Origin of the sequence: Streptomyces sp. NPDC058964, from assembly GCF_042741275.1 — a bacterium.
GTDB lineage: Bacteria > Actinomycetota > Actinomycetes > Streptomycetales > Streptomycetaceae > Streptomyces.
This window is the reverse complement of sequence record NZ_JBHYKH010000298.1, coordinates 1-11,110: the sequence shown is the minus strand read 5'-3', so window position 1 is coordinate 11,110 and position 11,110 is coordinate 1. Positions and strand designations below refer to the sequence as shown.

10 protein-coding genes are annotated in these 11,110 nt (G+C 68.4%); 2 read left to right on the top strand and 8 right to left on the bottom strand.

Annotated features, from left to right (window positions below; all coding sequences use genetic code 11):
• Window positions 1-273: 273 nt before the first annotated feature.
• Window positions 274-729: a hypothetical protein gene (locus ACFW2E_RS29870; RefSeq protein WP_384470182.1), complete on the bottom strand. Its 456-nt coding sequence runs from the start codon at window positions 727-729 to the stop codon at window positions 274-276.
• A gap of 197 nt (window positions 730-926) precedes the next feature.
• Here ACFW2E_RS29870 and ACFW2E_RS29865 point away from each other — a divergent pair, with 197 nt between their 5' ends.
• Complete coding sequence (locus ACFW2E_RS29865; RefSeq protein ID WP_384470181.1) at window positions 927-1,478, top strand: hypothetical protein; 552 nt, start codon at window positions 927-929, stop codon at window positions 1,476-1,478.
• Between the two features lie 275 nt (window positions 1,479-1,753).
• Here the strand turns inward: ACFW2E_RS29865 and ACFW2E_RS29860 are convergent, their stop codons facing one another.
• Complete coding sequence (locus tag ACFW2E_RS29860) at window positions 1,754-2,146, bottom strand: hypothetical protein (RefSeq protein WP_384470180.1); 393 nt, start codon at window positions 2,144-2,146, stop codon at window positions 1,754-1,756.
• A gap of 391 nt (window positions 2,147-2,537) precedes the next feature.
• A complete protein-coding gene (locus ACFW2E_RS29855; RefSeq protein ID WP_384470179.1) occupies window positions 2,538-3,824 on the bottom strand; it encodes a helix-turn-helix domain-containing protein in 1,287 nt (428 codons plus the stop codon).
• Window positions 3,825-4,526: 702 nt separating this feature from the next.
• On the opposite strand from ACFW2E_RS29855, the gene ACFW2E_RS29850 reads away from it, so the two are divergent.
• Window positions 4,527-4,715, top strand: a complete 189-nt coding sequence (locus ACFW2E_RS29850) for a hypothetical protein (protein ID WP_384470178.1) — start codon at window positions 4,527-4,529, stop codon at window positions 4,713-4,715.
• Between the two features lie 131 nt (window positions 4,716-4,846).
• Here the strand turns inward: ACFW2E_RS29850 and moeZ are convergent, their stop codons facing one another.
• The 5 genes from moeZ to ACFW2E_RS29825 all read right to left on the bottom strand — a co-directional run bounded on the left by moeZ (window position 4,847) and on the right by ACFW2E_RS29825 (window position 10,983).
• Window positions 4,847-6,025: an adenylyltransferase/sulfurtransferase MoeZ gene (moeZ, locus tag ACFW2E_RS29845; RefSeq protein ID WP_384470177.1), complete on the bottom strand. Its 1,179-nt coding sequence runs from the start codon at window positions 6,023-6,025 to the stop codon at window positions 4,847-4,849.
• 63 nt (window positions 6,026-6,088) lie between these two features.
• A complete protein-coding gene (locus tag ACFW2E_RS29840; RefSeq protein ID WP_384470176.1) occupies window positions 6,089-6,859 on the bottom strand; it encodes a spherulation-specific family 4 protein in 771 nt (256 codons plus the stop codon).
• Complete coding sequence (locus tag ACFW2E_RS29835; protein WP_384470175.1) at window positions 6,847-7,806, bottom strand: NAD-dependent epimerase/dehydratase family protein; 960 nt, start codon at window positions 7,804-7,806, stop codon at window positions 6,847-6,849. The genes ACFW2E_RS29840 and ACFW2E_RS29835 overlap by 13 nt, the downstream gene beginning before the upstream one ends.
• Window positions 7,807-8,002: 196 nt before the next feature.
• Window positions 8,003-9,313, bottom strand: coding sequence for a hypothetical protein (locus tag ACFW2E_RS29830; RefSeq protein WP_384470174.1), 1,311 nt, complete (start codon window positions 9,311-9,313; stop codon window positions 8,003-8,005).
• The gene (locus ACFW2E_RS29825) at window positions 9,310-10,983 is read right to left on the bottom strand and encodes a DUF3492 domain-containing protein (RefSeq protein WP_384470183.1); all 1,674 of its coding nucleotides are present in this window, start codon (window positions 10,981-10,983) and stop codon (window positions 9,310-9,312) included. The genes ACFW2E_RS29830 and ACFW2E_RS29825 overlap by 4 nt, the downstream gene beginning before the upstream one ends.
• Window positions 10,984-11,110 lie beyond the last annotated feature (127 nt).

Here is an 11,110-nt window from a genome sequence, read left to right as displayed (position 1 = left end):
GCCCCAACGTCGTGCTTAGCGGGCAGGTCCACAGACTGCCCGACGCGCCGGAAGCTTACGGGGCCATGATCACTCGCGCCAAAGCAGCTCCCGGCCAAAGTCGCTACGCCGACCTAGCGTCGCAGGAAGCCGGACCCCGGAAAGCCCTAGTGGCGCACCACTCGCCCGCCCCCTCCTGACAAAGCTCCTGCAACATCATGCAGCTTCTTTAGTGGATCTTCACCGGATTCGGCAGACGTAAAACCAGACCCTTAAAAGGAACGCAGGGTCCACTTAATTCACCATTTCGGCAACATACTCGGCGACTTTCGTTGCTGCATCCGATAGATCGGAGTAAACATCTCGCCCGCCCCGCAGTCCGTACTGCAACGCACGTGGATTTGCCGAATGGTACAACACCACGCAGCGTTCCGGTGACTCCCACGCCTCACTCAGCTCCCACTCCTGCCAACTGGGGCGCGCTGCCGTGCTTTCCACAACCGGATCACCCCCTACGCGCATCACGAGATATGCAACTTGCTCGGCAAAGGTCTCGAAGAATACAACAGCCTTAGATGTGCGAATTAGCGGACTGAGATAAGTGCGCAGCTGATCGTCGCTAAGATCCCAGCGACTATCTCGCTGATCAAAGAAGCACGGGATTCCGTGGCGATCCTCGAGAATCCGGTAAAGGGCACGAGCTTCAGCCTCATACTTGCTGTGCTTGTAACTCACAAACACTTCAGCCATGGACCGCCCCTCCTGTGAAGCGTAAGCGACAGCTCCTACTCTCCGCCACCCTACCCAAGGGCAGGCCACCGTTGCAGCCTGGGAAGCCATTCGAGTGAATCCAGAGACAAGGCGAACTGGTACGCCAGGCACACCGAAGTACTCTAGGCGTCGAGCTCTTGAGACTACGACAGTAATTCCAGTTCGGGGGTAAAGGAGTGGCCGCAGAAAACAGCGACGCAAGGCAGGAAATTCGCAATAGACTGTGGAACGATAATGTCGCCACTCAATCCTACGCTAACGAACAGGAAAAATATCGGTCAGCAATTATGGATCAATACAGGATCTACGTCAACATGGCAGATAAGATCAGTCATCGCCGAGGTTTGACTAATACCTATTTCCTTACCCTGAACACTGCAATTCTCACCACCCTGGCAACTTTCTGGCAGAAGACCCCTCCCGGCACTTCTGCTGGTTGGCTAACCTTCCCTTTCTTGGTGTTGCTCGTACAGTGTGGCGCATGGTTTATCTTGATGCATTCGTACAGGAGACTCAATGCCGTCAAGTACCAAGTTGTCTCCCTACTGGAAGAGCGCCTTCCAGCTTCCCCATACTGGAAAGGGGAATGGGTGACGCTTAACGAAGAAAAAGACTGGAAGAAGAAATATCTGCCTCTCTCTCACGTTGAACAGTGGGTCCCTGTCGCCTTCGCGGCGATCTATTCCTTCGGATTCGCGGCGATCTTGTTCGCGAAGTGCAACGAATAGCTCACCGCCGCGTCATAGCCACGCCAGAGACCGGGATCAGTAGCGGAACATCTGTGCCCGCCATCTGGTCCGCCGAAGCGGCAGATCACCAGCCCGGCGCCCCACCCTCTCTCCTGAAGCGGCGGTACCAGCGGACGCGCCGTCTCTGGGCCTTGTTTGGGCGCCTCACTCGTGAGCTAGACAGCCGATCCGTAGACCGGCTACTGGTCGGACCTTACGGCAATTGCCTCGTCCGCTGAGACTCCAGCCCGAAGCCGTTACGCCGACCTCAGGTGTCACCGTTCCCGGAGCAGCTCAGCCAGCATCCGGTCAGCGTCTGGCTCTGTGATCTCCCATCTATCTAGGTCACCGTTCACCTTGTAGAAGGGCTCAAGAGCCGCCAGTGCCACCTTCGCCTCGTGCATGGAGTCGACGAAGCGGTCAATGCCCCGCTCCCTCAGTCGTTGGTTGTAGGCCTCGACCGTGGCCGCGTCGCTTCCGACGTAGTGAGCGGGAACTCCGTTCGCAAAGTGACGTGCCACCTGGGCGGTCCGAAGAGCAGAAATCGCTGCATTGAACGCCTCTCGGCGGGTACGCCGCCATGCCAGGTGAGCGGTCGTCCACGGCGCCAGCGATGCACCGACGAACGCGCCCACAAGACCCAGCACGGGCGTCAGCCAAGTGCTCATTGAACCCCCTCCTCTTCCTCGATCCACGCAGGTAGACGCAGTCAGTTCCGGCGTAGTTCCGGGCGGTCGTGGGCCGTCCGAGGGCCCCTCGGTGACAGATGACGACCACCGACGAGAGGTAACCGCGACCAAGCGCCGCTCCAACGGCTGGTCCGTCTCTGGGCCGTCCGGAAGTGACCAACGCTGACAAGCGCCGACGGATAGCGCACATGTCAGTGCAGGTCAGAGCAACTCTCCAACACATCAGTCGACTTGGGCATCCACTGAAACCAGTTCTTCGGCTACTGGGTGTACCCGACTGCTCTCGACTCACCCTCGTTATCATCAGTGAGGCCCCTCTGCGCCGCTCCTATCCACCGCCGCCCTTTATGCGCCGTAGTCCGGTTGCTGGTCAGTCGTGCAGGACCGGGAAGTTGGGATGGAGGTAGCGCCAATCCAGGGCCATGTTGCGCAGGGCTTGGATGACCGCGTTGGGCAGGTCGCCAGCGGCCACGAGTTCCTCGTTCAGGTGCTCGCTGCCGCCGCGGAGGCGTCCTGCGCCGGTCGGCTCGCCGAGAAGGTCAGTGCTGAGCGTGTTCTCTAGCCACGGATCCCCCTGCACGCCGGAAGCAATGTGCAGTTCGATGGGTGGCGTGGGAATCGACGCAGTGCCGAGCAGCTCCAGGGTGAGGGTGGGCAGGGCGTGCCGGATCAGCGCGCGTACGGCCTCGTAGCACGCTTGCACCCACAAGTCGTTTGCGATCTTCTTGCCACCGGTCCAGAGAAGCAGGTCGAAGAGCACGTCCAGGCTGCTGCCGCCGTTGGGCAGCGTGGCACTGCACTCCAGGCGTATGCCCGCCTGATGCGGACCGGGAATGGGATGGCCGGCCGCGAGCCGGACGTGACGACCGTTCCCATGCTCGGGATCGATCGTCCATGGCTGCTGGTCCTGGTGTGTCCCTACCCGCTGCACAAGCGCGTGCAGCCGCTCCGGCAGCTCGTGCGCGCCTGTGAGACTGGGCGCACTTAGCGACCGCATGAGGGCGTCGACCGTTGTGCCGTGCAGCCGAAGACGGGCGGCGTCCCTTCGCAGTGGCCGGGAAACCGCGGCACGGATGACTAGGTCGGGCGGGGCCGCAGCCCTCTGAAAGCGTGTGGCCGAGCGGTGGTCAGGCAGGAAGCGCGGGTCACCGGTGTAGGCAAGCACCGGATCGGCGGCCTGCTGGAAGAGTGCGTACACGAGGCGACGGTCAGCAGGAATGTTGCGGCCGTCCAGACGGACTCGGACGACTCCCTGGTGGAACAGCGGTCGGGGCACGCCGTCCGGGTCAATCCGCACTACGAGAAGGAGCCGGTCGTCCACAGTGACCGGGATGACGTCCGGCGTCCAGCCAGGCGGGTCGAAGGTGGTCGCCATCTTGCTGACCAGCCGGTCTTTGTCGATCGCCTTGACCCCGACCAGTTCCCCGGGCAGGTTCTTGTCCTTGGGGTGGGCGTCAACGCCGATGAGGACGATGCCGCCGTAACTATTGGCCATGGCTGCGACGGTGTCGGACACTGCATCGACATTACGTTTGTAGTCGAGGGTGAAACTCTCCTCCAGCTCCAGCGCCAGGAAGCCGCGGACCATCTCGCTGTCGATCAGCTCGACGGGGGCGCTAAACAGGGGATGTGCGAGGTTCGGCATGGTCATCAGCATGGCGTTCGTGCATCCTTCGGCGCACACGGTTTCATTACATCGGCGACCGAGAATGGAACGTCCTCCAGCGCTTCGGTGCCGGCCTCTGTTCGCGCGTGCGACTCTCTGCCCCACCGCTTGCGGCCGACTGCCAGAGCGGAGGAGCACAGCCTAGGAGTCATCCCAGCGGGGGCACATCGCACCGTGCACATCTCCTCCTACGAAGTAATGCTGCACGTCAAGACAGCTTCAGGCTCCTGGGGATACGTCTGCGAAGACGACGCTCCGGGCAATCGGATAGCTCTGGGCGCGCCGTATCCCTCCACGAAAGCCGCATACGACCACTGCCAGGCCGGAGCCTCCCCGAGCAAGAGTTTCGGCCGTCCGGATCGAACTCCTAGGGCCGGTGTCGGTCCTACCACCGACGCCGAAAGTACCAACCGACTGCCAGCACGATGAGACTGGCGACGACGAAGGCCCACACCGTGGCGGCGGCGTTGTACGACTTGTCGACCAGAGCAGGCATGCTCAAGCGGATACCCGGCAAGGGTGGCCGTAGCCGGTGGACCTTGCCTCCCTCTCTGTCGAATGCGTGTCGAAGGCGCCGAAGATTCACGCGCTGCTGGCGGGCAACGCCAGTTCAGAGACGGTGCGCCGATGATCACACCCAGCGCCTTCCAAGCGCCTGGCCGCACGTCGTCGTTGGTCGGCTAGCTTGCAGCCATGACCGATGACGTTGTTCTCCGACTCGACCGGGTCAGCGCCGAGGACCTGTACGAGGTGTTGCGGCTGTTGAGTGAGCACATCGCTGCTGGTGCCCCCATCCCGGAACTTCCTGCAGAGGCGGACGAGCGGCTGGGCCGGGTGTTCAGGTTCCTGGGTGACTCGCTCGGCAAAGGCAGGGTCGTCTAGCGCTGGCCGTTGGGCCGTCTCTGGGCCGTGCGAGGCCACCCGACACCAACCAACAACGACAGAAGCCCACGGCATCTGAACTGGTCAGAGCCGTGGGCTTCCTCAGCCTCGCTGGTCAGCGAGAGCGGTGATCAGTAGACCGGCTTGTGCGGCTCGATCTGGTTGACCCAGCCGATCACGCCGCCGCCCACGTGCACGGCGTCCGCGAAGCCCGCGGACTTCAGTACGGCGAGGACCTCGGCGCTGCGGACACCCGTCTTGCAGTGCAGGACGATCTTCTTGTCCTGCGGCAGGCTCTCCAGCGCGGTGCCCATGAGGAACTCGTTCTTCGGGATCAGCTTGGCGCCGGGGATCGAGACGATCTCGTATTCGTTGATCTCGCGGACGTCGATGATCTCGATGCTCTCGCCGTCGTCGATCCACTCCTTGAGCTGCTTGGGAGTGATCGTCGAACCGGAAGCCGCCTCCTGGGCCTCCTCGGACACGACGCCGCAGAAGGCCTCGTAGTCGATGAGTTCCGTCACGGTCGGGTTCTCGCCGCAGACCGCGCAGTTCGGGTCCTTGCGGACCTTGACCTGGCGGTACTGCATCTCCAGGGCGTCGTAGATCATCAGACGGCCGACCAGCGGCTCGCCGGTGCCGGTGAGGACCTTGATCGCCTCGGTGACCTGGATGGAGCCGATGGACGCGCACAGCACGCCCAGCACGCCGCCCTCGGCGCAGGAGGGGACCATGCCGGGCGGCGGGGGCTCCGGGTAGAGGCAGCGGTAGCAGGGGCCGTGCTCGGACCAGAAGACCGAGGCCTGGCCGTCGAAGCGGTAGATCGAGCCCCACACGTACGGCTTGTTCAGCAGCACGCACGCGTCGTTGACGAGGTAGCGGGTCGCGAAGTTGTCCGTGCCGTCGACGATCAGGTCGTACTGGCTGAAGATGTCCATCACGTTGTCGGCCTCGAGCCGCTCCTCGTGAAGGATCACGTTCACGTACGGGTTGATGCCCTTGACGCTGTCGCGCGCGGACTCGGCCTTGGAGCGGCCGATGTCGGACTGGCTGTGGATGATCTGGCGCTGCAGGTTCGACTCGTCGACCTCGTCGAACTCCACGATGCCGAGCGTGCCCACGCCCGCCGCGGCCAGGTACATCAGCGCCGGCGAGCCCAGGCCGCCGGCGCCCACACACAGCACCTTGGCGTTCTTCAGCCGCTTCTGCCCGTCCATCCCGACGTCGGGGATGATCAGGTGGCGGGAGTACCGGCGGACCTCGTCTACGGTGAGCTCAGCAGCTGGCTCGACCAGGGGTGGCAGCGACACGGGGACTCCGTTGGTCGGTCAATCACTACGGTTGTTCTCCGTGTAACAGTGCCATGGCCTTCTTCATTCCGAGACACCTGTTCCGATCCGCGAGACGATTTCGTCCCAGTAGCCGGGCATGGTCTCCCAGGGGTCGGTGCGGTCGGTGCGGTCGGTGCGGTCGGTGCGGTCGGTGCGGTCGGTGAAGTAGATCGTGGCCGCGCCCTGCCAGCGGGCGATCCGCAGCGCCTCGTCGAGGTGGCCGCGGGGCACGCCGTGGACGAAGTGGCAGAAGCGGTCGGGCGGGTAGTCGGCGGTCCACTCGGCGACCTGGGACCATCGGTAGTCGGTCCAGGGGCCGGAGAAGGTCACCAGCTGGTCCGCGTTCTCGGCGTAGCCCGGGTGCGGGTGGGTGCCGTGGCCGAGGACGACGTGGGCGTCGTCGCGGAGCGCGCGGAGCGCGGTGACGGTACGGCGGACCCCGGGCAGCGCGGTGCGTTCGGTGGGGCAGCGGCCGAGCAGGAAGCCGTCGACCTGGTACCAGTCGAGGTAACGCTGGGCGTCGGAGACCAGGTCTCCGTGCGCACGGGCTCCGCGGATGGTGTCCAGGTGGCCGAGGACACGGACACCCGCGTTGCGCAGCCGTCCGGCCGCTTCCAGGCAGTGCGGGTCCGGGCGGGTGCCGGGACCACTGCCCGAGACGTTGAGGACGACCCAGTGCAGGGGTGTGCCGGGGCGGGCGAGTTCACCCCACTCGGTCGGGGCGACCAAGGGGTGCGCGAAGCCGGGGATGCCGAAGCCGGTGCGGACGACGAGGCCCGCGGTGCCCGTTTTGGTGCTGGTCAGATGCGGCATGCCGCCTCCATCCAGATGTCGGCGAGGGACTCTTCCAGATTGATCCGGGGCCGCCAGCCGAGCCGGTCGCGCGCGGTGCGCACGTCGGCCTGCTGCCAGCTGCCGCAGCCGTCCGGGTACGGGTACATGACCGGGGCGGCGTGGTCGGAATCGGTGCGCGGGTGACCGATGGCCGACCTCAGGGGGACGGGCGGCCCGTCGAGTTCGTGCAGGGCGCCGCCGTATCCGGCGACGCGGGCGAGGACGGCGGCGGCGTCGCGGAGCCGGACGGCGCGGCCCGAGCCGATGTTGATGACGCCCTGCGCGGCGGAGAGCGAGGCCGCGTGCACGGCGCGCGCCACGTCACGGACGTCGACGAAGTCGCGCTGGGCGCCCAGACCGCCGAGCTTGAGTTCGCCGTCACCGGACTGCATGGCGCGGCGCATCGCCTCGGCGAGACGGCCCAGCGGGGAGCCTGCCGGGGTGCCGGGTCCGGCCGGCGAGAACACGCGCAGGACGACGGCGTCCAGGCCCGAGCCCAGGACCAGTTCGGTGGCGGCGAGCTTGCTGACGCCGTACGGGCCACCGGGGCGCGGGACGGCGTCCTCGGCGGTGGAGGAGCCCGGCTGGCTCGGGCCGTACTCGGAACTGCAGCCGATCTGCACCAGACGGGCGCCGCAGCCGCTGCGGCGCAGTGCCTCGCAGACGGTGGCGACGGCGACGGTGTTGTGCCGGGCGAGTTCGCGGGCGCCGCCGCGGGTGGCTCCGGCGCAGTTGACGACGACTCCGGGGTGGACCGCGTCGAGGAATCGGGTGAGCGCGCCGGGGCTGCCGGTCGCGAGGTCGAAGCGGACGTCGGCGTCGTCGCCGCGGCCGAGCGCGGTGAGCTGGACGGCCGGGTCGGCGAGCAGGCGGTCGGCGACGAAGCGGCCGAGGTAGCCGTTGGCTCCGATCAGCAGGACCCTCATCGTTCGGCTCCCGGAGTGTGCGTTCCGGCGGCTCCGGCGGCTCCGGCGGCTCCGGGCGCTCCGGGTCGGGAGGTGGTCATCTGGCGTTCTCCTTCGGAAGGTTGGTGCGGTTGCCCCAGGCGGCTGGGCCGGGCGCCTGCGGCTGGTACGGGGTCGGGTGCTTCGCGGCACCGCGACGGGTCGTGGGGCGCGCCGTTCACCGGTGCTCTCCCGTGGCCGCGTGCGCCGAGGCGCGGGTCAGTGTGCGGACCGCGTGGAGCAGCAGGGCCAGGGCGGCCGTTCCGCAGGCGAGCACGGGGACGCTGCCGGCACCCCAGGTGTCGGTGAGGGTCTGGACGGGGACGGCGAGGAGGGCGCAGCCGGGAAGACGGCCGCCGAGGACCAGGGCCAGGACCGTCGCCTCGGTCACGGCCGCCGCGGTGAGGGCGTGGGCCGCCGCGTGCGGGAGCCGGTGGACGGCGAGGAGGCGGGCGAGCAGAAGGAGGAGGCCCAGGGTGAAAACTTCGGGGTGGGCGGCCGGCTGGTGCAGGGCCCTGCCGCACAGTGCGGCCAGGGCCGCGAGGGCGCACAGGAACAGGACGACCGCGCCGAGCAGCAGCGGCCGTGCGGCGGCGGTGAAATCCTCCAGACCGCGGCTGGCGGCGAGCCTGCGGTGGGCGCGTGCGGCGAAGAAGTGCGCGCTCCAGGCCGCCGGGGCACAGGCCAGGAGGAGCGCCAGGACGGGTGCTGTCGCCAGGTGCCAGGAGCTGTCCGGCGGGCCGGTGAACGGGCCGTCGGGGCCGCCGTGCAGAACGGCGCGGAGCAGGCCGTCGCCGAGGAGGGCGTAGCCGAGGAGCCAGTAGGTGGCGGCGCGCATGCGGGCCGTCGTGCGCCAGGCATTCGTGCTTGCCGGGATGCCGAGCGGTCCGCGGCGCAGGGCCGCGCGCATGCCCAGGGCCAGGGCGACGAGGCCGGTGGCGGCCACCAGGAGGCGCGTCCGGTCGTGGGTGAGGTGCAGGGCGGGCACGACCGCCGCGCCGATCGCCCCGGGCAGGAGGGTGAGCAGCGCCCATTCGAGGCGGGCGGGGGGCATGTGCGCGGGGTGGCGGGGCGGGAGCGGGTCGCCGGCGCGGGGCACGCGCGCGTACATCTCCTCGGCGAGCGAGAAGACGTCGCGGTGGCGGAAGCGTGCGGCGGTCCGGTCGGTGACGCCGTGCGCCTCCAGCCCCGCCGCGATCTCCAGCGGGTCCACGGCGCGCTCGCACAGCTCGCGGTGACGGTGCATCAGCGCCTTCACCGGGTCCACCGCGCCCCGGCGGGCGCCGGGTCCGTGTCCGTTCCCCGTGCCCGGGTCGCCGGCGCCGCCCGTCGGCACGGGCGCCTCGGCGTCGCGGAGGACGTCCGGTTCGTGCCCGCCGCCGTCACGTGGCTCCGGTTCCGTCCCGGTGAGCCACCCCTCCGAACGCGCGTCCCACGCGCCGGGGCTGCTGGGGGTTCCGGGACGGTCCAGTTCGCCTAGGTCGCTCATCGGACTCCCTCCGTGGCGGTGAAGGAGATGGCGCGCTCCGGCGCGCCGGAGGCCCAGGCGGGGCCGCCCCGGGCGACGACGCGGGAAACGGGTCGTGTCCAGCGGCCGGGGAGGTGAGCTTCGGCGGGGACGGCGAACGGGAGGGGTTCGCCGGTGTCGTCGAGGACGACTCGACGCACCGGGCAGTGCGCGACGATATCCAGGTAAATGCCGTGAAATGCTGTGATGTTCTGCTCGACGGTGAACAGTTCGAGCGCGCGGGCGCGGGCGGCCGCGCCGAGGCGCTCACGGCGCTCCGGGTCGCGCAGCAGCGCCACGCACGCCTCCGCGAGCGCCCGCGGATTGCGCGGCGGTACGACGAGTCCCGTGCCGCCGATGACCTCGACCACGGCGCCGACGTCCGTGGACACCGTCGCGCGGCCGCACAGCATGGCCTCGACCAGGCTGATCGGAAAGCCCTCCACGACGCTCGAGAGGACGGTCACGGCCCCGGAGGCGTACACGTCGGCGAGGGTCGGGGCCTCCGGGCCGCCGATCTCCTCGAAGGACACCGGGTTGTCGCCGACGGCGTGCACGCCCTCGGCCTCGTCCGGGAAGAGCTGTGCGGCGAGCACCCGGCAGTGACCCAGGTACGCCTCACCGTCGGCACCCACGACCGCGCCGACGATGCGCAGCCGCGCCTTGGGCGCCTCCTTGCGGACCTGCGCGAAGGCGTGCAGCAGGGACACCAGGTCCTTGGTGGGTTCGATCCGGCCGACCCAGACCAGCGTGCCCGGGTCGGCGCGGTCCGGGGCCTCGCCCACCTCGGCGAAGCGGGAGGCCTCCAGGCCCGGGTGGACCGTGCGGATCCTGGCGCGGTCCGCGCCGCAGCGCTCCTGCCAGCGGCGGGCGTGCGCGTTTCCGGGCGTGATGATCGCGGCCCGGTCGTAGACCTCGGCGGCGAGCCTGACGTGGAAGGAGGCGAGCAGCGCGCGCACGGCGGGTGCGGCCTCGGCGGAGGCGAGGTAGTGCGAGCGCAGGCGCACCCCGTACTCCGTCACGAGCAGCGGCACGCCGGAGAAGTGGCGGGCGAGCAGTCCGGGCAGGGCGGCCGGGCCGCCGGCGGTCGCGTGGCACAGGTCGGCCGAGCCGAGGCCGTCGTCCCCGTACCAGTCGAGGGAGAGGGGGCGCAGGGCGCGTTCGAGGTGCGCGGCGACGGTGAGCAGTTCGGGTACGCGGGCCTCGCGCGCCGTGCGGGGTGCGCCGGATGCGCGGCAGGCGCCCTCCAGCGCGCGTACGGCGGTGTCGGAGCGGAGCGCGCCGACGAGTCCGCCCTCGTCGCGGGCCAGTTCCGCGAGCCCGTACAGCGCGGTGGCGAAACGGTCCGCCTGATCATCCGGCCCGGCACAGACCGCCCCGACGAGCTCTCCGTAGCAGTCGGCGAAGCGCCGGCGCGCGCGCCGGCCCCACACCGCCCCGTCGTCCTCGGCGGTCCACAGCGGCGCCGTACGCACCCGGCTGACCTGCCGCGGCAACGGGACCCAGCCCTCGTCCTCCTGTTGCCGGCTGCGGCTGAGCGCGTAGATGTCGAACTCGTGCTGCCCGAGCCCGCGTACGAGCCGGTCGCACCAGAGCCCGGCGTCACCGCTCAGATACGGATAGCCACCCTCCGTAAGCAGTCCGATGCGCACGAGCGCACCCCCGATCTCCCGTATGGGGAGCCGCCGTTGCGCCGACGGCTCGCAGCGGGACGAACGTATGCGGACATGGGGGTGGCGCGACGGACGGTTGTCCATCGCGCCACCAAAAGGGGTGAAC